The organism is Microcoleus sp. PH2017_35_SFW_U_B, assembly GCF_020737865.1.
Lineage (GTDB): Bacteria > Cyanobacteriota > Cyanobacteriia > Cyanobacteriales > Microcoleaceae > Microcoleus.
In genome coordinates this window covers 1-22545 of sequence record NZ_JAEQDE010000075.1, presented here as the reverse complement: position 1 = coordinate 22545, position 22545 = coordinate 1, and the positions used below count along the sequence as shown (strand labels likewise).

18 protein-coding genes and 3 pseudogenes are annotated in these 22545 nt (G+C 45.2%); 15 read left to right on the top strand and 6 right to left on the bottom strand.

Annotation, left to right across the window (positions count from 1 at the left end; translation table 11 throughout):
- The first annotated feature begins 45 nt into the window (after positions 1-45).
- The 6 genes and pseudogenes from JGK36_RS21135 to JGK36_RS33940 form a co-directional block, all read left to right on the top strand.
- Positions 46-558, top strand: a complete 513-nt coding sequence (locus JGK36_RS21135; protein ID WP_293174185.1) for a hypothetical protein — start codon at positions 46-48, stop codon at positions 556-558.
- A 456-nt stretch (positions 559-1014) separates the two neighbouring features.
- The gene (locus tag JGK36_RS21130) at positions 1015-1797 is read left to right on the top strand and encodes a DsbA family protein (protein ID WP_293174188.1); all 783 of its coding nucleotides are present in this window, start codon (positions 1015-1017) and stop codon (positions 1795-1797) included.
- 265 nt (positions 1798-2062) lie between these two features.
- Positions 2063-2353, top strand: a complete 291-nt coding sequence (locus JGK36_RS21125) for a helix-turn-helix domain-containing protein (protein WP_293197918.1) — start codon at positions 2063-2065, stop codon at positions 2351-2353.
- A gap of 255 nt (positions 2354-2608) precedes the next feature.
- Positions 2609-3565, top strand: a pseudogene (locus JGK36_RS21120) (ISAzo13 family transposase).
- Positions 3555-3817: pseudogene (locus tag JGK36_RS33945) on the top strand (hypothetical protein). The pseudogenes JGK36_RS21120 and JGK36_RS33945 overlap by 11 nt, the downstream one beginning before the upstream one ends.
- Positions 3818-3857: 40 nt before the next feature.
- Positions 3858-4052 (top strand): annotated as a pseudogene (locus tag JGK36_RS33940) (DUF5615 family PIN-like protein); the annotation flags it as partial.
- A 201-nt stretch (positions 4053-4253) separates the two neighbouring features.
- Here the strand turns inward: JGK36_RS33940 and JGK36_RS21105 are convergent.
- Complete coding sequence (locus JGK36_RS21105) at positions 4254-4727, bottom strand: hypothetical protein (protein ID WP_293174197.1); 474 nt, start codon at positions 4725-4727, stop codon at positions 4254-4256.
- A 171-nt stretch (positions 4728-4898) separates the two neighbouring features.
- Between JGK36_RS21105 and uvrB the strand changes: the two genes are divergently transcribed.
- Together uvrB and JGK36_RS21095 are read left to right on the top strand one after the other, a co-directional pair.
- On the top strand, positions 4899-6911 hold the full coding sequence (gene uvrB / locus JGK36_RS21100) for an excinuclease ABC subunit UvrB (RefSeq protein ID WP_293174200.1): 2013 nt from the start codon (positions 4899-4901) through the stop codon (positions 6909-6911).
- Between the two features lie 76 nt (positions 6912-6987).
- Positions 6988-7311 carry a DUF4926 domain-containing protein gene (locus JGK36_RS21095; RefSeq protein ID WP_293174203.1) on the top strand — a complete coding sequence of 108 codons (324 nt, stop codon included), beginning with the start codon at positions 6988-6990 and terminating at the stop codon, positions 7309-7311.
- A 192-nt stretch (positions 7312-7503) separates the two neighbouring features.
- On the opposite strand, the gene JGK36_RS21090 is transcribed toward JGK36_RS21095, so the two are convergent.
- The 4 genes from JGK36_RS21090 to JGK36_RS21075 all read right to left on the bottom strand — a co-directional run bounded on the left by JGK36_RS21090 (position 7504) and on the right by JGK36_RS21075 (position 9626).
- On the bottom strand, positions 7504-7872 hold the full coding sequence (locus JGK36_RS21090) for a type II toxin-antitoxin system PemK/MazF family toxin (RefSeq protein ID WP_293174206.1): 369 nt from the start codon (positions 7870-7872) through the stop codon (positions 7504-7506).
- 5 nt (positions 7873-7877) lie between these two features.
- On the bottom strand, positions 7878-8282 hold the full coding sequence (locus JGK36_RS21085; RefSeq protein ID WP_293197917.1) for a hypothetical protein: 405 nt from the start codon (positions 8280-8282) through the stop codon (positions 7878-7880).
- Between the two features lie 89 nt (positions 8283-8371).
- Positions 8372-8644, bottom strand: a complete 273-nt coding sequence (locus tag JGK36_RS21080) for a hypothetical protein (protein WP_293174212.1) — start codon at positions 8642-8644, stop codon at positions 8372-8374.
- Positions 8645-9101: 457 nt separating this feature from the next.
- Positions 9102-9626 (bottom strand): hypothetical protein, encoded by a 525-nt coding sequence (locus JGK36_RS21075; protein ID WP_293174214.1) that lies wholly within the window; start codon positions 9624-9626, stop codon positions 9102-9104.
- A gap of 259 nt (positions 9627-9885) precedes the next feature.
- Here JGK36_RS21075 and JGK36_RS21070 point away from each other — a divergent pair, with 259 nt between their 5' ends.
- Positions 9886-10752, top strand: coding sequence for a substrate-binding domain-containing protein (locus tag JGK36_RS21070; RefSeq protein ID WP_293174217.1), 867 nt, complete (start codon positions 9886-9888; stop codon positions 10750-10752).
- A gap of 227 nt (positions 10753-10979) precedes the next feature.
- Positions 10980-12941, top strand: coding sequence for an ATP-binding protein (locus JGK36_RS21065; RefSeq protein WP_293197916.1), 1962 nt, complete (start codon positions 10980-10982; stop codon positions 12939-12941).
- A gap of 437 nt (positions 12942-13378) precedes the next feature.
- Here JGK36_RS21065 and JGK36_RS21060 read toward each other — a convergent pair whose 3' ends face one another.
- Entirely contained in the window at positions 13379-14416 is a 1038-nt protein-coding gene (locus JGK36_RS21060; protein WP_293197915.1) for an NADP(H)-dependent aldo-keto reductase, read from the bottom strand.
- A gap of 195 nt (positions 14417-14611) precedes the next feature.
- On the opposite strand from JGK36_RS21060, the gene JGK36_RS21055 reads away from it, so the two are divergent.
- The 5 genes from JGK36_RS21055 (at position 14612) to JGK36_RS21035 (ending at position 22288) form a co-directional block, all read left to right on the top strand.
- Entirely contained in the window at positions 14612-15793 is a 1182-nt protein-coding gene (locus tag JGK36_RS21055) for a DegT/DnrJ/EryC1/StrS aminotransferase family protein (protein WP_293174226.1), read from the top strand.
- Between the two features lie 405 nt (positions 15794-16198).
- Positions 16199-17074 (top strand): cyanoexosortase B, encoded by an 876-nt coding sequence (gene crtB, locus JGK36_RS21050; protein ID WP_293174229.1) that lies wholly within the window; start codon positions 16199-16201, stop codon positions 17072-17074.
- Positions 17074-17784, top strand: coding sequence for a cyanoexosortase B system-associated protein (locus JGK36_RS21045; protein ID WP_293174232.1), 711 nt, complete (start codon positions 17074-17076; stop codon positions 17782-17784). Before crtB ends, JGK36_RS21045 begins: the two co-directional genes overlap by 1 nt.
- Positions 17785-17915: 131 nt before the next feature.
- A complete protein-coding gene (locus tag JGK36_RS21040; RefSeq protein ID WP_293197914.1) occupies positions 17916-19499 on the top strand; it encodes a polysaccharide biosynthesis/export family protein in 1584 nt (527 codons plus the stop codon).
- Between the two features lie 491 nt (positions 19500-19990).
- Positions 19991-22288, top strand: coding sequence for a tyrosine-protein kinase domain-containing protein (locus JGK36_RS21035; RefSeq protein WP_293197912.1), 2298 nt, complete (start codon positions 19991-19993; stop codon positions 22286-22288).
- Positions 22289-22545: the final 257 nt, after the last annotated feature.

The following is a 22545-nucleotide window of genomic DNA, read 5'->3' as shown; positions in this document are numbered from 1 at the left end:
CTCAATTTGAGACGGAACTGTTGTGTAGTTGGGAAAATAATTACCATGAGTAGCAGCGATAATTACAAGCGACAAATCATGAGCGATTTGGCTCAGGGCGATCGCGAAATGATGCCTGAGACAACTGGTGAAGAGTACGAAAATTTTGACGATTTTGCTCAGAGAACTTCCCCGGATCAGCGCAAACAATTATTCGGGCGTTCTTTTAATCACGAGTCTCTTCCGCCGGCACAGTTGGAACCGGAATTGCAAAAGGCGATCGCCCAAATCAAGCCGAACGAACTGGACGACGTGGCTCGGGAGTTCTTCAAGCAGTTGGACAAGAGAGGATTGAACGATCGCCAGTTGGAAAAGCAATTAGGACTTTCTACCCACCACGCGAGTCGCATGACTGCTGATGATGTTACCAAGCTTGCCTCGTTCACCTATCACAATCACCCGGATATTTTCCGAGAAGTGCTGGCAGAACAGCCTAGTTTGATGAAGTTTTTGGGAAATCCAGTGGTTGCGGGTATTTTGGGGATAGTTGCTGCTAAATGGCTCAACAGCCGGAAATGATTGAGGAAGGACTGAAGTCCTCACTACAAACCTTTAGAGATTGTTTGTAGCGAGGACTTCAGTCCTCTCTCATTTGATGAGGACTGAAGTCCTCACTACAGACTATTCGCTCCAATATCATACTAAATTTCGAGATTTTAAATCTTAATTATGCCGCTGGTTGCTGTTAGGGTGAGTAGGGAGCATCTCATTGTTGCAAGAAGCGTTTTTTATTGTAGTGCTGTCCCCGCTCGCGTGTTTGTATAAACACGCGAGCGGGGACAGCACTATAAATGCAAAACTGAGATGCTCCCGGTTAGTAAAACCCACTGCCAATTGCCCACTCCGAATTTGCGATCGCCAATTGCTAATTATTGCTTAGATATAAAAATAGCTGCACAGCACTAAACTGCGGTACACCTGACACTCCGCAAAATTAAATGTAGGATTAAGTCTTGCCGTAAACCAGGAAAAAAGATGAACATATCCACTATTTGGCGAAAATTCCGCAGCCAGCAAGCCTTCTGCTTGGCTGCACTGCTTGCGGGTTGCCTTGTATTTATCGGTTGTTCCCCCGCCCAGTCAGCGGCTGGCAATTCAGTCGATCCCAAGTTTAAAGAGCAAGTCTTGCAGGTGATCCGCGAAAACCCCCAAGCAATTTTAGATTCGGTACAAGCGTATCAGCAACAGCAGCAGCAGTCTCTCAAAGCAGCGCAGGAGTCATTTTTCCAGGAGATGAAAACAAATCCCAAATCGGCGATCGGGGATTCTCCTAGCACGGGTTCGGCTTCGCAGCAGATTGTACTTTTAGAATTCTCTGACTTTCAATGTCCGTTTTGCGCGCGCGCTCACGATACCGTTAAGCAGTTTATGGCAAAACACCAGGACAAAGTTACTTTAGCTTACAAGCATTTTCCCTTGAGTTCAATTCACCCTCAAGCGCTACCAGCAGCTAAAGCAGCTTGGGCTGCCCAACAGCAGGGAAAATTCTGGGAATATTACAGCGCTTTGTTTGAAGGGCAAAAACAGTTAGGCGAGGAATTTTACGGATCGATCGCCCAAAAGCTCAATCTCAAGTTAGATAAATTCAACAGCGATCGCAACAGCCCCGCCGCCGAAGCCGCGATTCAGAAAGACGTGCAACTGGCTCAAAAACTGGGAATCGAAGGCACTCCATTCTTTATTCTGAACGGCAAAACATTCTCCGGTGCGCTGGAGCTTTCTGAGATGGAAAAGATTCTCGCCAGTGTCTCCAAATAACAAGGTAAAAGATACGACAAACTTAGTTTTTCTGTCTTTTTCACTTTTTCGTTGCAATTTCAATTTGGAGTCGTTAAAGATGCATTCCCAGACTAAAGTCTGGGAACAATCAAAATTTAACTGATTAGCGGAATTCCCCATCCGTCTACACGGTGGGGATGGATAGCGCGGCTGTTGGAACTCCCCGATCCAACAGCCAATTAGCTTTGCCTTCCACCTAGAATATTTATTTACTGATTTAAGTTTTTCGTAGTAAGATAGAGACATGAAACACGCAGTCAAGGTACGAATTTATCCTAACGATGAGCAGCAAGTAGCGCTATCAAAAGCATTCGGCTGTGCCCGTTGGTTTTGGAATAATTCGTTAGCCATGACCAATCAACTTTATAAAGAAACTGGTAAAGGGGTATCCCAGGAAGGGAGAAACGACCGTCTACCTGCTCTCAAAAAAGAGTTTGGATGGTTGGCTGAACCTTATAGCCAAGTGTTGCAATCGGTGTCGCTAAACTTGTCTAGAGCGTTTATCAATTTCTTTGAGCGACGGGATAAGGAATGAAAATTTAATAACACAAGCAAGGTATAATAAACAAATGAGTGATTGCAAAGGATGTAACATTTCATTTTGTGGTCAAAACTCATCCTTAGGAATGAAAATTTAATAACACAAGCAAGGTATAATAAACAAATGAGTGATTACAAAGGATGTAACATTTCATTCTGGTGGTCAAAACTCATCCTTATTCGATGTTCACCTTCTTTGTTTTCCTAATAATTGGTTAGTTAATTTCCTTCATTTTGTTCAGGTAAATTTATGTATTACTCCTCTGAAATTACTGCTCAGATGCGGAAACTTTATCAATCTCTATCTGAAAAAGATCGACGAAGATATGCAGCAATAGAAGCCGAAAAACTTGGTTATGGTGGAATTAGTTACATATCCCGAATTTTGGCAGCAGACAGAAATACAATAGCCAAAGGCATTAAGGAATTAAAAAGTGAATCAGAGACTACTTTTGAGGGACACAGAATTCGTCAAAAAGGAGGAGGAAGAAAAACTAGCGAGTCTCTGATACCTGGCTTGAATGAAAGTTTTTTAGAAGTGTTAAAACATTATACAGCAGGCAGCCCAATGGATGAGAAAATTAAATGGACTAATCTCACTCAAGAAGAAATAGTTGAAGGTCTGAAAGTTCATGGCATAACAGTCAGTGTAACGGTTGTCAAAAAATTATTAAAAAAGCACGGATATGTGAAACGTTAAGCTCAAAAAAAACAAACAACAGGAATAACAAAGAATCGTAACGAACAATTTGAAAATCTTGCCAGAATCACTGAAGAGTATGAGTTACAGGGAAATCCTATCATTAGCATGGATACCAAAAAAAAGGAATTTATTGGAAATTTATATCGCTCAGGAACTCTGTATACTACCGAAACAGTTACCACACTTGACCATGACTTTTTCAGTTTGGCTGAGGGCAAAATAGTACCTCATGGAATTTATGATGTGCAACATAACCGAGGATATTTAACCCTAGGTATTAGTAAAGATACGAGTGAATTTGCTTGTGAATCGATTAAATCATGGTGGATAAATTACGGAATCTATCTCTACCCTCAAGCAAGTTCAATCTTGATTAAATGCGATGGAGGTGGCAGTAATAATTCTAATCACTATATCTTTAAATCGGATTTGCAAAAATTAGTCAACGTAGCTCCATATAGAAATCAGAATAGCACATTATCCTCCCTATACATTGGAGTATAATCCAATAGAGCATCGCTTATTTCCTCATGTAACGAGAGCTTGTCAAGGAGTGATTTTTACTTCTGTTGAGTTTGTCAAAGAACTCATGAAAAAAACCCACACAAAACCGGACTTTCTGTGGTGGTAAATGTGCTTGATAAAATTTATAAAACTGGTAGAAAAGTAGCAGATGGATTTAAGAATACAATGAAAATTATTTTTGATGAATATTTGCCAAAATGGAATTACCGTGCTGTTCCGACAAATGAGTAGATAATGAAGTTATTAATTTTTCAGTCCTAAGGATAGGGATTTTGTTGATTTAGTAATTAGCCTTGGCAAACCGCCTCAAATTCTTTGGCTAACCTGTGGCAACATTACGAATAAAGATTTGCATCGTATTTTTACTCGTGCTTTTCCTGAGGCAATTGAGCTATTTAATAATGGCGAAAATATTGTGGAAATTGGTAGGATAAAATATAGCCTTTCTCAAAAAGATGAGGTATGACAGACAGCTTACATAACCTCCCAGACAAAGAGGGCTCGCATCCCAACAACGTCCGCGAATCTTTCTGAGAACCGCTATAAATTACTTTCGAGTTTTCCAATTATCAATCTCCTTGGTCACAAACTTCTCTAAAAATGTGTTTTTAGTCATTAGTTAATAGAGTTAATAGTGAAAAACTAATAACTAATGACCAATGAATAATTAATCTAAAAATCCCATTAAGGTCGAGCTGTCGTCAATGTCGTTGGAAGCAATTGGCCGGTTGCCTCCCATTGTGGAGTAAACTTCATCAATGTGCAGATTGCTGATCGCAATAGGGCGCGCACCGGACATACTGAACATTTCGCTGACTTGCATGGCGCTGGAGCCGATCGGGCGTCTGCCGAGTGTAGCCACCACTTCAAAGTCGCTGGCTTCGATCGGGCGATTGCCTACAGTGCCGTAGGTTTCGCTGATGTGCAGGGTGCTAGCGCCGATCGGGCGATTCCCCGAGATCGAGACTGTCTCGCTGATGGTAAAATCGTTTGGGCCGACGGGGCGGTTGTCATGTAGGAGTTGCGGCTGATAAAGTTGAATGCCCGCTGATTTGGCTTCGCTGGCGGGTGGTAGGGCCTTGGTAGTGCCTTTGCCGCCGCGGGGGCTCGCTTTGACTTTGTCTTTGGGTGTGAGAGCCATAATTTTTTTTCCTTGCTGATTACTGGGTTCGGACAACTGCTTTTCTGGGCTTTCTGCTTTCTATTTGAACCGATAATTAAAATAATATTATAAAGTTTAACTATTTTCTTAACGAAATTGCAGAATCTCTGAATTTTTGTTAAAATTTATCGGTAATAGCGACATTTTCCTATGGTAACTGCGGCAGCATCTTTTCAATTGCAAGCGCCCTTCGATCCCACGGGCGACCAACCGCTAGCGATCGCCCAACTCGTCAAAGGCATCCAAGCGGGCGATCGATTTCAAACCTTACTCGGTGCCACAGGTACGGGCAAAACCTTCACCATTGCCTCGGCGATCGAAAAAATCGGTAGACCCACCTTAGTCTTAGCACACAACAAAACCCTGGCCGCTCAACTGTGCAACGAACTCCGCAATTTTTTCCCCAACAATGCAGTCGAATACTTTGTCAGTTATTACGACTACTACCAACCTGAAGCATACATCGCCGTCAGCGATACTTTTATTGAAAAAACCGCAGCAATTAACGATGAGATCGATATGCTGCGACACTCCGCCACGCGATCGCTCTTTGAACGCCGCGACGTAATTGTCGTAGCATCAATTAGCTGCATTTACGGTTTGGGAATGCCCGCAGAATACCTGAAAGCTGCTATCCCTTTGCAAGTAGGAATGGAAGTCAACCAGCGGCAAATATTGCGAGATTTAGTCAACGTCCAATACAGCCGCAACGACCTAGATTTAGGTAGAGGCAAATTTCGAGTCAAAGGCGATGTTGTAGAAATCGGCCCCGCCTACGAAGATCGAATTATTCGCGTCGAATTCTTCGGCGACGAAATCGATGCGATTCGCTACGTTGACCCCGTAACTGGTAAAATCATCCAAAGTACAACGGCTTTAAATATTTATCCTGCGCGCCACTTTGTGACTGCTGATGATAAATTAGAGGCAGCTTGCCAAGGAATAGAACTCGAATTAGAAGACAGGCTGCTAGCATTTGAAAAAGAAGGGAAACTATTAGAAGCGCAGCGGATAGAACAGCGCACCCGCTACGATTTGGAAATGCTGCGGGAAGTTGGATACTGTAACGGAGTAGAGAATTATTCGCGGCATTTAGCAGGCCGAAATGCCGGAGAACCGCCCGAATGTTTGATTGATTATTTTCCGAAAGATTGGATGTTGGTAGTAGATGAATCCCACGTGACTGTGCCGCAAATTCGGGGAATGTACAACGGCGACCAAGCGCGGAAAAAAGTATTGATCGAACATGGTTTTCGCTTGCCAAGTGCTGCTGACAACCGCCCTTTGAAAGCAGAGGAGTTCTGGGCAAAAGAGAATCAGTGCATCTTTGTTTCTGCGACTCCGGGGAATTGGGAAATGGAAATCTCGGAAGGGAGAGTTGCCGAGCAAGTAATTCGCCCTACGGGAGTCGTCGATCCGACAATTTTCGTGCGCCCGACGGAAGGACAAATTGACGATTTGTTGGGGGAAATTAAGCAGAGAGTCACTCGGGACGAGCGAGTTTTGGTGACGACTTTGACGAAGCGGATGGCGGAGGATTTAACTGAATATTTGCAGGAAAGGGCGATTAGAGTCCGGTATTTGCACTCGGAAATTCAGTCGATTCAACGCATCGAAATTATCCAAGATTTGCAGGATGGCAAGTTTGATGTGTTGATTGGTGTCAACTTGCTGCGGGAAGGTTTGGATTTGCCGGAAGTGTCGCTGGTGGTGATTTTGGATGCGGATAAAGAGGGGTTTTTGCGATCGGAACGTTCTTTGATTCAAACGATTGGGCGGGCGGCGCGCCACGTGCAGGGACAGGCTATTTTGTATGCGGATAATTTGACTGATAGCATGGTTAAGGCGATCGACGAAACGGATCGGCGCCGGGGGATTCAGCTAGCGTACAATAAGATGCACGGGATTACGCCGCAGCCGATCGCGAAAAAGCGATCGACTAATGCGATTCTGGCGTTTCTGGATGTGTCGCGCAAGCTGAACTCGCAGCAGTTGGAGGAGGTTTACGAACAGGTGGATGAGTTATCTTTGGACGAGATTCCTCAGTTAATCGGGCGGTTGGAGACGCAGATGAAGGCGGCGGCGAAGAAGTTGGAGTTTGAGGAGGCGGGTAAATTGCGCGATCGAATTAAGCATCTGCGGGATAAACTGTTAGGGCATTAGATATCGACCATATTTACCGTGGAACAGGCATCTTGCCTGTTCAAAATAGGCTTTTGATGTATATTAAACTCGGCGGTTGAAACCGCGTCTACACGAACAAAACCCGCCTTCGCGGGTTGAAGAATGGGGAGCAATGAGCAAATTTCAGTTATTCGATGCAGTATGTTTAACCGAAGCAGTCGCCCTCGGTGATGGCGAGATTGCACCGCCAGAAACAGCCGGGGCAATTGTTGAGGTATTCAAAAACGGTGAAGCCTATTTAGTCGAGTTATTTGGCGGATGGGTGAAAGCAGAAGTTGGCGGAGATTTTGTTACCGCAACTCAGGATGAACCAGAATCATTTATGGAAACGATAGGTGTTGAAACGGTTTATCCGCATCAGTTGCGATTATACAACTGACGCATGGGCCCAGAAACCGGGTTTTTGTGAAAATACTTCGTTGTGGCGAGTAAATTCGTTAAAAACCCGGTTTCTTTGTCGGAGTGCATAAATTCCGATCGACCTATTATATCGACCTATTATATAGATGAATGGGAAGGGCGATCGCATTAAGAATTTGCGCGATCGACTGTTAGGTTATTAATGGATAATTTAAAAGCCGAACATTAGCTTGAGTCCATTTGCGATCGGCTGATACTCTTCTGCGGTTAAACTGCCAAGATACCGCAATATTCGCCGGATATCTACAGTGCGTACTTGATCCAGCAATACTATCGAGTCGGCAGTTAGATTTCCCACTCCTGCCCGAAGACTTGGGTATAAAATTGGATTTTGTGCAGTCCAATCTCCTGATTGTCTGGTAATCGGCACAACAATCACAAGCTCAAAACGGATCGTACCTGTGTCGCTTGGGCTCCCCACTACTACAGCAGGGCGTCTTCCTTGTTGTTCGTGCAGTGCAGGCGTTTGAGGAGGGAAATCAACGAGTAAAATATCGCGGATGTTGAATGTATTAGTCACGCTTATTACTTTACCCTTTCGTCTTCAAGAATAACGGCACCTACTCCCGGTATATAGCGCACGGGTTGGCCAAGTTTCATCGGATCTACATCTCCCCAATCATATGGAGGAATTTCATTATCGACGAGGTAAAGTTGACGCCAAGGTGATTTTGCTAATGCTTCTTCGGAAATGTCAGGAAAAAACATGAGCACTTCTGCGATACCGACTGGAAAACCATTGAGTTTGCTCAAGCCATCTATAATGGCGGCTAGGACGGATAACTCTAGGTGGCTGAGGTTTTCTGCTTTTTCGATCAGTTGGTATACGGTTTCAGGATTGAGTGTTTCGCCGACAGCTTCGATTAAGTTTTCGGGGGTGAAGCCTCGACATTTCAAGTATTCGGCTAGTTGTAAGCGAATTGTACTCATGGGTTTAGTGGAGAAAGATTTTAGGGTGAAGGGCGATCGCCTTTTACCATTGTCTTATTTTTTGGATGGTAAGGGCGATCGGCTTTTTGTTAAATTCCTAGTCTATCCGTAACATATTCGCGATCGTGACAATCTGCGTGTGATGAACCATCGTTATCCCAAGGATTTGGCTGACAATCAAGTTCGTACTTCAAGTCATCTATTTCCTGTCGCTGTTCTTGGATAGTTTCGTCCTTGTCATCAAGCAGACTGCGGATACACTCTGCCCAAGCGGGGTTTAACTCCTCCAAAGCAGAGAAGATCGGAGTCAGGCTATGCTTGGCATACAATAGTCCATCTTGTGGGTTATAATTGTCGAACATATATTTCAAAAGTTGGGTTTAGTTGTGTGGGTCTGACGTTTACAGGTCAAATCAACTTAGCTACCTAGCTAAAACGAGGGCATTGTCTGAATTAGTAGTTCAGGCGGGCCTTTTTCGTATCAGGATAGGATTCGGTATTGCGAAAAATCCAAGATTGCAAAAAATACAAGACATTAGAGAGTTCTTATACTTGGCAATTTGAGGAGTTTTTGTCTTCTTTTGTCTTTTAAGACTTTAACACTGGCCAGCAGAATTGGCAACTATATTTTGTGCCGAATATCGATAAATATAAACCTCTCTACCTGATATCAGCGTCAATCCAATCTGGGAAATTTTCCCAATATTGGGAATAATGACTTGAAAGATTGTTGAGTTAGGTATGCTAAAGTTTAGATCGCTCCTCTATCCCATTTCCTCTGCGTCAAGGGCGATCGCCCAAAACACCACCAAAAACCAACTACTTGCTCAATACCACAGCATCCGTACTGCTAGCAAAAGCCGGATGAATAAACTCCTCCTTCTCGAACAGCGTGATGAAACCCTGATCTACAGCTAGCTGCATCACTTCCGTCAAAAATCCTCTGAGGGTATCTAATACTTGAGTGCGATCGCATTCAAACACCTTTTCCCAGCACGAAGTCCCAAACTCGATCCAAGTGCAGTTAATCTTATTGTCGATCGGTAGCAACATAATAGTAAACCAACTCTCACCAAAGTCTATTTCTATTGGTTTACCTTGCGATAGCTTCGCAATTTCCTTGGGAAAGTAATTGTCGATCATCATACAGATATCTGGATCTAAAAACACCTCTTTTTGAGCATCACCTATTTCTATGAAAACTTTATGGTTGTATTCAAAACAGAAACATCGCCATCCCATTTCAAAATGAGAAAGCTCTCCTAATGGATCTTCTGGAGGTTCTGCCCAGTCTTCTAAGAAACGCTCTCCTAATTTAAAATTAAATTTTTGACCGCTATTCATGGCTGCTACTCCTATGTTAGAACTTCGCGCTCTCCCGATTATGCAAAAGTATGAAAATATATGATATTCGATCGCACTTACAGATTTTTGCTCAAACGCTTCGACTATACACAAGTTTGTAAAGAATTTTTAAATAGATCGCCACTTTTCGGTATTTATGTTAGTGTAAGGCCAAGTCAGGGAAGCACAAAAAAATGATTGCTGTTTGGTTTGATGAAAAATTTAGCAAGCTGACAATATTACCCAATAATTGTATACTATGAAACGGAATTTATTAATCCTGACTTTAGGCGCGATCGCACTTTTTGGCTTGCCCAGTTGCTCAACAAACGCCAGTACCTCCACGGCTACAACGGTTGCAACGGCAGCAGCGCCAACTGATGCCTCGCTCAAAATCGGAGGTTCAAGCAGCACAATAGGTGTGATTCAGACGCTAGCGACTAATTATGAATCCACCTCCCAAAACACCAAAATTACTCAGTTAGAGCCGGGACAATCTGAAACAGTGATTGCAGGAGTCAAACAACAACTTATTGATATTGGTGCAATTTCTAAAACATTAAAGCCCGAGGAAAATGATGGCACATTAGAGTTTCGTGAAGTCGCCCACGATGCCCTTCTCGTTGCTACTCATCCCAGCGTCAAAGGGGTGAAAAACCTGACCACTAAAGACCTCAAAGCCATTTACAGCGGCACCTTGACCAACTGGAAAAAACTGGGCGGGCCCGATGCTAAGATTGTGGTACTCGATCGCCCAGAAGATGAATCTGCCAAACGCCTCCTCCGCAAACACTATCTCGGAAAAGATTTGAAGAGTTCACCGCAAGCAGTAGTGTTCCGCAAAGAAGGAGAATTAATCGAGGCGATTCAAAGCACTCCCTACAGCATCGGTACTTTTTCCCTGGCTTACGCCATTTCCCATAAACTACCCGTAAACCGTCTTAGTCTCAACAATGTTGAGCCTACAGCCGAAAATGTCAAAGCAGGCAAATATCAAATGGTACGCCCGATCGAAATTCTTTGGCATAAAAATGCTTCGGAGTCTACTCAAGGACTGATTAAATACATTTTTAGCCCGTCAGGAACCACTGCTTTGGAGAAGTCTGGGTTTGTTGTTAGTAAATAGCATCAACTTGAGCTGCGAACCTAGTGTCAGCTTACTGATGAGTTAACAATCTTCTCGATCCTTCTCTATCCAGCTTTGTTAAGAAGGGACTAGACGATCGATTCCCCCTTTTTAAGGAATATTTACTGGTATCGAGAGTGCGCGGTAAGCTAGATTTATTAAACAACTTGACGTTTAAATTGACACTACATGGTTTTAGCTACACTCAATCCTAGGTTGAAGTAGATATGTTACAGGGCTTCAGATATGTGCGACTCCCAATCTCAGTCAAGCTGTTGTCTCCTTTGTTGGTGGCATTCGTTAGCCTGTGGACTTTCGGAACCCTGGGCTTTGGTTATTTTGCCAGAAAGAACTTAGAACAAACGGCGCACAAGGAGATAGAAGATAGGGCTACTTTACTCCAACAAGATCTGAAGCAAAAGCAAGAATTGCTCTACTTAAAAGCTCGTTGGGTGAGCGAGGACAGGAATGTAATCAGGGCCGTTGCTGCGGGCGATCGCCCTTTATTGCTCCGTACCATGTTACCAATCCAGGCATCCTTAAAACTGGATTTGATCAGAATCGTAGACACAAATGGTGAACTCTTAGTATCTTCGCAGCAGGGAGCACTGACACAAGCAATATTAGAAGATACTGCCATCAATCGTGCGGCTCGTGCTGGACTAAGTTTATCGGGCATTCTGCTGGCAGAAAAAGGGGCTGTACCCTCCCTGGTGGGATTGATCTCGATCAAATCTTCTACACAAATTTTGGCTGGTTTGGTTGTGGGGGGTGCGATTGACGACGCACTACTTCAGCAAATTCGCGGTAACACATCCATGCACTTAGTTGCATTCCAGGGCGATCGCATAACTGCTTCTACTTTACAGCTTAATCGCGATCGACCCTGGCAAGCTCCCCAGCCTGAATCTCTACCTAAAGTCGCAAAGATTGCAGGCGAAAACTACTTGATTAAAACGATCGGGCTACCAGGATTCGATCGCGCAACCCTCAAAATCGCCGTACTCAAGTCTGTCATACAAACCGAACAAGCAGAACAAAAGTTGTGGTTTGTGGTGGGTGGCTTTGGGCTGCTGGGAAGTTTCCTGGTGACGGGAGTGACACTCTGGGGATTTCGCATCACCCAATCTCTGGGGCGTCGGATTCAAAGCCTAACCCAAGCAACCCAGCAATTAGCCCAAGGCGACTTAACGACTCGCATTCCAGTCAACAACGAAGATGAAGTGGGGATTCTGGCACAATCATTTAACGTTATGGCACAAGAGCTAACAAATCGCGATCGACAACTAAGCCAACAAATGCAGCAATTAGAAAGCACGCTGAAAGAATTGCATCGTACCCAGAGTCAGATGGTGCAGAGTGAAAAAATGTCAGCACTAGGGCAAATGGTAGCAGGCGTAGCCCATGAAATCAACAATCCAGTTAGCTTTATTCACGGCAACATCACATACGTCAATCAATATACACAAGAACTGCTGCGATTGCTCAATTCATATCAACAGCACTATCCGAACCCTCCCCAATCGCTGCAAACAGAACTAGATGATGTGGATCTAAATTTTCTGAGTGAAGATCTCACCAAGGTACTGCATTCGATGCAAGTAGGCTCCGATCGCATTCGGGAAATTGTAATTTCGCTCCGCAATTTTGCTCGCCTGGATCAAGCAGAATTGAAGTTTGTCAATCTGCATGAAGGCATTGATAACACATTAATGATTGTGCAACACCGCATCAAAGCGACAGCACAACACCCAACCATTGAGATCGTAAAACAATATGGCGATTTGCCGCAGGTAGAATGCTATGCAGGACAACTCAACCAAGTATTTATGAACCTGCTAGTAAATGCGATTGACGCCTTGGAGGAGAGCAACCGAGGGCGCAGTTTCGATCAGATTGCCACCAACCCGAACACGATCTGCATTACTACCTCTCGCACGGAACCAAATCAAGTGCAGATAGTGTTTGCCGATAATGGTGCAGGTATTCCAGAGAATGTGCGATCGCGCCTATTTGACCCTTTCTTCACCACCAAGCCAGTGGGAAAGGGAACCGGGTTAGGCTTATCTATTAGCTATCAGATAATTGCTGAAAAGCATGGCGGAAAATTATGGTGCGATACTGCACCAAACTGCGGCACGAAATTTATCATCGAGCTGCCAATATCGGGCAACCATCAAGTTCATTAGGGAAATAATTATAGCACTTATGGTGTAACATGAGTTACGCTTAGGTAATTGATAATTGGCAATTAGCAATTGCTCTGAAGGTCTGTAGTGAGGACTTTAGTCCGCATTCACCTGAGGAATAAAATCAAATCCGGTAGCATCCGAATTATGTAGTGCGAGCGAGACGCTCGCGATCCACTCGCGAGCGAGACGCTCGCACTGAACGATTCAAATATATAATTCCGATGCTACCGGAAACGATATAAAATCCGAACGAGCGAACCAATTTTAGGATGGCGATTCCAGCGAAAATGATATGATTTAACCTTAACAAAAACGGTTCGTATTGCCCTTCATTTTGTGTTTGGGCTGCGGACTGAAGTCCGCACTACGAACCTTACTGATTGCGGTCATTCGAGCGGAGGCTATATCACTTAACCGCAACCTACTAATAAGGATTACGGCGTGGGATTGGGATAATTCGCGTGTACCGAATTGATTTCTGCTACGATATCTCGATCGAGAGTCACCTCCAAACTGCTAAGATTTTCCTCAAGTTGTGCGATCGATGTTGCACCGATAATTGTGCTAGTTACGAACCAACGCGATCGCACATAAGCCAAAGCCATTTGCGCCGGACTCAAACCGTGCGATCGCGCAATCTCAACATAGGCTTTCACGGCATCGTTCAGATTAGTTTTATCGTAACGCTGACCGAATCCTGCGAATAAAGACAGTCGGGAATTTTCTGGGATTCCATTTAGATATTTACCCGTTAAAAGTCCGAATCCCAAAGGACTGTAAGCCATCAATCCCACATTTTTAAATCTGCAAGTTTCTGCCAAATTCATGTGAAAAGTCCGATTGCTCAAACTGAAAGCATTCTGAATCGAAATAACCTTCGGCAAATCGTGTTTTTCGGCTAATTCGCAAAACTCGCAAACTCCCCAAGGCGTTTCGTTGCTCAAACCCAAATAGCGAATTTTGCCAGCTTTAATTAAGTCAGCAAATACCTCTAATTGTTCCAAAATCGGTACGGTTTCGTGTTCTTGGGCGATGTCGTAGTCCGGCGCACCAAATAGGGGCACGTAGCGATCGGGCCAGTGGATCTGATAGAGGTCGATGTAGTCTGTTTGCAGGCGCTTCAGGCTGTCGTTCAGGGCTTTTTCGACATTTGGGCGATCGATCTGATTTTTCCCTTCCCTAATCCACTTCAATCGAGTGCTTCTCCCCGCCACTTTAGTAGCTATAATGACTTTATCCCGCTGCTGTCGCGCCAACCATTCGCCGATATATTCCTCGGTTTTGCCCTGAGTTTCGGGTTTTCCCGGCACCGGATACATTTCTGCCGTATCGATAAAGTTGATGCCTCGGGCGATCGCAAAATCGAGCTGTTCAGCCGCTTCTGCAACCGTATTCTGCTGGCCGTAAGTCATCGTACCCAAACAGATTTCAGATACTAATAAGTCGCTGTTACCTAGTTTTTTGTATTCCACGATCTCAATTGCCGAAAAATTATCTAATTCTATCTTACCGAAAAACCTTGATTTAATATACAGCTCAGAAAAGTGAGATCGGCTTTCTCCTCTATTCCTCTTTTTCTCTGCGATCTCTGCGCCCTCTGCGGTTAAAAAAAATAAAATATCTCCGCAATTAAGTGCTAATATAAATAATTACTCTCCCTCCGATGTATGAGCAGTCGCCAGCCAAAAGTTCCATTTGTAAACCTTTACCTGCAACACCAACCAATCGAATCTCAAATAGCAGCAACACTTGCAACAATTATCCAGCACGGAGACTTTATTTTAGGTGAAGCACTGGCAGAATTTGAAACAGCCTTTGCAGCAGCTTCTGGAGTAAAATACGGCGTAGGAGTGGCTTGTGGAACTGATGCGATCGCCCTTGGACTCCAAGCTTGTGGCATCCATCCGGGCGACGAAATCATCCTCCCAGCCAACACATTTATCGCTACTATAATTGGTGTGATTCAAGCCAAAGCAGTACCTATTCTGGTAGATTGTGACCCGGAAACCGCCCTGATTGACCTCACAGCAGCCGAAACAGCAGTCAGCTCAAAAACTAAAGCAATTATCCCCGTACACCTCTACGGTCAAATGGTATCGCCTAGGGAAGTTTTAGATTTTGCTAGCCGCCACAAATTAATGATATTTGAAGATGCGGCACAAGCCCATTTAGCCGAAAGAGAAGGATACCGTGCAGGTTCCTTTGGTAAAGCAGCAGCATTCAGCTTTTATCCCAGCAAAAACCTCGGCTGTTTTGGCGATGGTGGGATGTTAATTACTAACGATGCAGAAATCGCACAAAAAATGCGAACTCTCCGCAATTACGGAGCACCCAGCAAATATTTGCACGCAGAAATCGGCACCAACAGCCGCCTCGATAATTTGCAAGCCGCCGTGCTCAATTTGAAATTGCCTTACTTGGAAAAATGGAATCGCGATCGCACCGACGCCGCTCAATACTACAATACTCTACTAGAACCCCTGAAACCCAAAGGCATTGTACCGATCGCCAATCACAGCGGCACAGGTCACATTTATCACCTCTACGTAATCCAGATTACTGACAAAAGCCCGTTACGGAAGCCCTCCCCTACGGGGGCTACGCCAACGAAGAGGATCGCCCGCAACACCCTTCAGGAACATCTCACCCGAGAAGGCATCCAAACAGGCATCCACTATCCCGTACCTTGCCACCTGCAACCAGCCTACCAAAACTTAGGCAATCCGGGCGACTTCCCCCACACCGAAACCCTGTGCGAACAAATTTTATCCTTGCCAATGTATCCCGGATTGAGCAATACTCAGATCGAGCAGGTTGTAAGGGCGATCGAGAAATCAGTTGACAGTTGACAGTTGACAGTTGACAGTAGGAAGAGTTGACAGTTGACAGAAGAAAGACGCAATACTGAAGGAAGACGCAATACTCTAGATGGAAGAAGACATATAGCGGTTATCACAAACATGAGGTACGTTGTTGGGCTTGGGCCCTCTTAGTTTAACTGGTTGTATAAGCTGTCAGTCATACCTCATCTTTTTGAAAAAGGCTATATACAGTAAACTGTTTAGCGATCGGTATTTTACCTTTAATTAAGTTAATTTACTTAATTGTTTATAAAAGTTATGGTGAGGATGTTGCAAGCCATAGAGTAGAAATCTCAAAGCGTTGGAGTTGGGAATTAACAAATCTTTAACTCACCGTTCAAAATCGCTTTCGCGTTGCGAATCCAGCGCGGCCATGTCAAAACTTCTCAAACCATGCAAATCCAGCGCCGAATTCGCATTGTTCTCAAGCGATACCTCATGGGGGAAGGTATCACGGTACTCCTAGTGCTGCTTTACGCCCCCCTGCTAGTACACTGGTACGACGGCTGGTTCAACAAAAACATCAGCATCGAACACGAATATTTCAGCCACGGAATAATTGGTTTACCCTACGCCGCTTATATTGCTTGGACAAACCGAAACTGCTGGCGGCGCTTAGGCGACTCGCCACATCCTTTGGGAAGCTTTTTGCTGTTAATAGCAACGCTTTTTTATCTGAGTCGCTTAAGCGATTTGGTGAATTTATCTCTACCACTAATGCTAGCCAGTATTTGCTTGTCTTTAAAAGGATTTTCCGGCTTAAAATTGCAAGCAATGCCGCTTTTGTTCGTATTTTTTGCCTCGCCAAATCACATTCCTTACCTCATAGAACCCTACGCCTTGCCGTTACAGCACTTCATTGCTCAAGTATCAGGCTGGATCTTAATTAAAGTCGGTCTGAACGTGAGAATCGAAGAAATTTATCTGTACGTAAACGATCGCATTGTCGAAGTCGCCCCTCACTGTGCAGGCTTAAAAATGCTGTTTACCAGTCTTTATGTCAGCTTAATTTTGATAGATTGGACGGGAGTTTGGAGTTCCCAAAAAAGAAGCATTTTGTTTTTAGTGGCCACATCTATCATTAGCATCACTTCCAACATTCTCCGCAACACTTTGCTGACTTACTTTCACGGAACCGACAGAGAGAGACTTTTTACTTGGTTGCACGCCGGATGGGGCGGAGACTTGTATTCTGCTTGTATACTAGGCTTATTGGTACTTCTCATCAACGGGATGGAAAAGTATTTCCCAAGCCAGCCTGCCGATTAATGAAACAAATGATTTCAGCACGGAAACTACTGCGGCGCTACCAAGTATCTAAAATTGTGGTACTGGTGTTTTTGCTGGTACTGGTTGCGGGAGTAGCAATTCCTGGCTACGCGACGGGAAGGTGGCCTTGGACAAATCCGCCAACAGTTACAAACCTCAAGCAGTTAAAAAGTTTGCGCCAACACGGGATGACACTTCCTGACTGGGAGGTGATCCGCATCCAGAATAACCTTCAAATTGGCGGACACAGATGGTTAGTTGAAGAAATTAAAAATCATCAAACAATTGCCATTTTATTGCTAATGCCTCAAAATTCCCCCAAAAACCAGCCGCAAGTAGAATGGCTAGATATCGATGGATTTCACCGATGGCAAACAGATTCTCATCGCACTTTGAGGTTTACAGTTAAATTAGCGCCAACATCCGACAAGCCCTCACCTACTATCGAGACGAGGTTTTTCCGAAGCTGGACTTCTCAACAAACTTTTGCTGTCGTGCAGTGGTACGCTTGGCCTAATGGGGGTTCTCCAGCAACCAGCCGCTGGTTTTGGGAAGATAGTATAGCGAGGCTGTCGAACCGCCGCGCCTCTTGGGTTGCTGTCAGTATCATAGTTCCCATCCAACCGCAGGGCGATATTAAGATAGTTGAACCGCTGCTGGAATCTCTGGGCCAAAGTGTTCAGACTCAATTAATGGCAGAAATTTTCTGAGTTTAATCAAGAGGGCGATTGAAATCGCTTCTACACAAACAAAGACCGCCTCCGCGGGCTAGAAGAATCAAGAGGAAAAGTTAAACGAATTTGGTATCAAGAGTAGATATTTATAGTTGAGAATTGCGGAGATGAAACTTAAAAAACAGCGAAACATTGAAAATATTACCCTTTTTTATTATTTCAAAATGCCGGATAAATTCACAATTAGAAATCGCCTCGCTTTTTCCTTGGCTGGCCTGTATTCAAGTGCTTGGACTCTATCTTTCGCTGCTGTATTGTGGGGCTTTAACGGCAAGGTTTTTTCAGAAACGGCTTTAGCCCAATCTGTTGTTCCTAGTTCTGAGCGACTTGTGCCGCCACAGCCACTGCGCGTACCGCCACCGCCACCTACTAATTTCAACAGGGAAATTAACCCAGCTTTTCGGAATCGGCCGTACCGCCTGGGCCCGGGAGACCAGATTTCCGTTCAAGTTCAGCGCTTTCCAGAGCTAAATTTTACGGGTGCAATCAGCCCTGAAGGGGTAATTGTACTGCCGCTAATCGGCACAGTAAATGTGCGCGGCCTTACCGTCGAAGAAGCACAGCAGCGCCTCCGCGAGCGCTTTACTCAATTTATCAAAAATCCTCAAGTCTCGGCTGCTTTGCTCGTTCAGCGCCCGGTAGTGGTGACGGTGACGGGGGAAGTGGCTAGACCTGGTTTTTATCCGCTGCAAACCCCGCAGCTTCCGGCGGCTTTGGCTGCTGCTGCTGGGACTACTCCGACGGCCGAACTGCGGGCGGTGCGGGTGCGGCGGACTTTGCCGGGTGGTGCTGTGGCTGAGCAAGTTGTTGATATTTTGACGCCGCTGCAAACTGGTATTGCTCCGCCGGATTTGCGTTTGGAAGATGGAGATGCGATCGTCGTACCGTATAAACAGGTTACAGCCGATCGCAAGTCCGATCGAGATTTAGCATCCAGATACAGCCTAGCCGCTGCCGCTGTCCCCGTTCAAATCACAGTCACCGGAGAAGTCAGCAAACCTGGTTTTTACACGCTTCCGGCGGGTTCAGGTCGAATTTCCGCCGCTTTGACGATTGCGGGGGGAGTCACGGGAAAAGCCGATTTACGAGCCGTGCGAGTGCGACGGACGCTGGTGGATGGCTCCTCGGTGGAGCAACCCCTCGACCTCTACACTCCCTTAGCAAAGGCTAACGATTTGTTTGATTTTCCTTTGGCCTCGGGAGATGTGATTGTCATCCCAGAATTGGACGCTAGTATCAAAAACCTAGACTACGACAAAGCTTTGGTGGCGCGTTCTACGCTGATGAAGCCCAAGATCTACGTTCGAGTTTTGAGTTACGCTAGTGGTAGTTTGACCTCGTTTTACCTAGAAAATGGCAGCAAGTTTTTGGATGCTATCAACAACTTGCCTGTGAATCTGGCTGATTTGCGGAAAATGGCCTTGATCCGGTTCGACCAAAAGCAAGGTAGAGCAATCAACCGCAAGATAGATGCAAAAGCTGCTTTGGAGGGCAATGTTTCTCAGAACCCGATGCTGGAAGATAATGATGTGATTGTGATTGGTCGGAATCTGGTAGAGCGTATTGGTTATGTTCTCAATACCTTTACTCGACCATTCCGGGATACTTTGGGATTTATTCTGTTTTTTGAGCAGTTGAGAAATGGGGTAAACAATCTGTTTGGGCCATCCAACAACAATAATAATAGGTAGTTAGTGGTTAGTTGTTAGTGGTTAGTTGTTAGTGGTTAGTTGTTAGTTGTTGTTAGTTGTTGGTTGTTGGTTGTTAGTTGGTAGGGGCTGTACCCCGTGCCAGCCCTCAGTTGTAAGTTGTCAGTTGTCATTAGTCAGCAGTGCTGTCCCCGATCGCAAAAATCAGTCATTGGTCATTCAGTAGGTTGTTACACATAAACACGCTTAGGGAGAGGCGGTTTTGTACTCGTAAACTCGCTTCTATCAAAGACTGTTAGCTAAACCCGCCGAGACAAGATACTACAGCGGTTCTCAAAAAAATGAGGTATGCCCTGTTTGCCCAATGCCCTGTTTGCCCAATGCCCTGTTTGCCCTGTTTGCCAATGCCCTATTATGCACGTCTGGTACCTCAGATGGGAGCTCAAAAGGCTATAGTTTTTTTTCCATCACCTACTTAGTTAGGATTTATAGTTAGCAATTCTTCAATCTAAAATCTAAAATCTAAAATAGTTATGACTTTATCAGTTGTCAAACGTTATTTGATTGCTTTTGACCAATACAAGTGGGTGGGACTAGCCACTCTTGCGGTGACTGTGGGCGTGTCCGGAGTAGTTGCCGTGCAGCCAAATCAGGCGCCGGTTTACGTTGCTAAAGGTACGCTGGCCTACAGCAAGCCGACCGTGATTTTTTCATCAACCACTACCAAGATTCAACAGGAAGGACAAGAAATAACTAAAGATAAGTTGCTCAATCAACAGGTCATCCAAGCAGCCGCCAAAAAACTCATTAAAGCAGAAAACAAATTAAATAAACAAGCAGCAGAACTAAATTCAGAAGAATTGAACGAAAAAGTAAAAATATTGACTAAAAAGCTGAAAGACGGCGTGGAGATCAAGATGCCGACCAAGAGTAATGACCCCAGTGCTTTGATTCAAGTATCGTACAAAAATGCCGATCGCCAAAAAGCAGAAAAGCGAGCAGAGGCGTTGATGAACGAAATGGTGATTTACAGCGAAAATTCTAATAATTTCAGCGTCCGAAAAACGATCGCCCAAATTAACCAACGCTTGCCGAAAGTAACTCAGGAACTCAGAGAGGTGGAAGCAAAACTTGAATCCTACGAAAAACGAGAAGAAACTTCTATTTTAGCAGTTCAGAGCGGTACTTTGCCGCAAGCGATTATCGCCACCGAACAGCAGCAGCGGCAACTCCGGGTGCAGTTGGGAGCAATAGTAGCTCAAATTAAAAGCTTGCAGGAACGCTTGGGATTGAATGGAGAGCAAGCTTACGTGGCTCAAGCACTGTCTGCCGATCCAATTATTGCACAACTGCGAGTGCAACTGTTTTCGATCGAATCTCAGCTCAAAATTCTGCGTAGCGACTTGCAGGAGGAACACCCGAAAATTGTGGAATTGCTCAAACAAAAACAAGCTTTTGAGCAGCAGTTACAGCAGCGACAATCGGAGGTGCTCGGGGGGAACGGGGTGGCGGCTCCACTCAGAAGTGCCGATCGAATTCGGATAGACTCTTCTTTAGACCCGGCGAGACAGCAGCTAGCTCAAAGTTTGATTGCTTTACAAACGCAGCGGGATGTGGTGCAAGAACAACTCAAAGGAGTAGAGAACACTGAACGACAATTGCGCCAGGAATACGCGAAAATCCCCAACAAGCAGTTAGAACAAGCGCGGTTAGCCCAGCAAGTGGCGCTGAAAAAAGCTCTCTACGATAAGATGCAGGCGGCTTTGGTAGATGCTGAGGCGGCGAGAGCTGAGACAACGGGGAGTTTGACAGTCGCCCAGCCTCCCAAAATTGATGACGTTCCGCCAAACAAGAAAGGTTTGCCGGTGATGCTGGCGGTGGGCGGATTTGTGGGATTGCTGCTGGGCGGCGGGTTCATATTTTTGTTGGGAATGCTCAACGGGAAGTTTTACAGTTGGGAAGAAGTGCGGGCGGCTTTGGTGGAAAAAGAGGTGCCAATACTGGCTGTTTTGCCTGAAGTGATTGTGTTTGATTCCTATGGGGAGGAGATGCCGCTGGCTTTGGAACCCAATTCGCCTTATTTAGAGTTTTACGAGCGGTTGCGGACTAATTTACGCCGAATTGGCGAAAAGCCTGTAAAAGTGGTGTTGCTGACTTCGGCGGCGCCTTTGGAGGGAAAGAGTTTTAGTGCTTACAATTTGGCAATTGCGTCGGCTCGATCGGGTAAACGGACTTTGTTAATTGAAGCAGATTTGCGATCGGGTTCTAATGTGGAATCTTTGAAAATAGCTGCGGATCCTCTGGCGGCGGTGGAACCTTTGCACTATTACGGCAATATGAGCGAGTGCGTTTTGTTGGTTCCAGAGGTAGAGAACCTATATGTCGTGCCGAGTCCGGGCAGTTTGCGGCAGGCTTCGGCGGTACTGGAATCGAGCGAAATGCGGAGGTTGTTTGAGGATGTTCGCAATCGCTTTGATTTTGTGGTAGTGGATTCTCCGGCGTTGAGCGAGTGCAACGACGCGCTGACGCTGGAACCCTATACGGACGGTATAATTTTGGTGGCGCGGGCTGGTTATACTCTGGCTAGTATGTTGTCTGAGGCTGCGGATCAGTTGGTGGAATCTGATGATGAGGATTCGCACAAATCGGGGCCGCGGCTGTTGGGGGCGATTATTAATGGTGCTGATATTGCGGTGAAGTACCGCAATGATATTGATGAATTCGAGTTGCCTTTGAGTGCTGTGAGCGATGGGGCGATCGAAGTGCGATCGAGGCAATTACCGCAGCAGTCAAAGTCAAAAAACAAAGCTATTAATAGTAAATTTAACTAATGCAGGCTACTTGATTAAACTTGAATTGCATTCGGGAGCATCTCAGTTTTGCATTTGTTGTGCTGTCCCCGATCGCGAGTATCATACACCTCCCGAGCGGGGACAGCACTGTAAAAAAAATGTTTTTTGCAGTTTGAAATTGCGATCGAGAGAGGTACGTAGTTGCGCTTCAGCGCTCTTGGCCGGCAGGTAGGTAGTTGCGCTTCAGCGCTCTTGGCCGGCAGGTAGGTAGTTGCGCTTCAGCGCTCTTGGCCGGC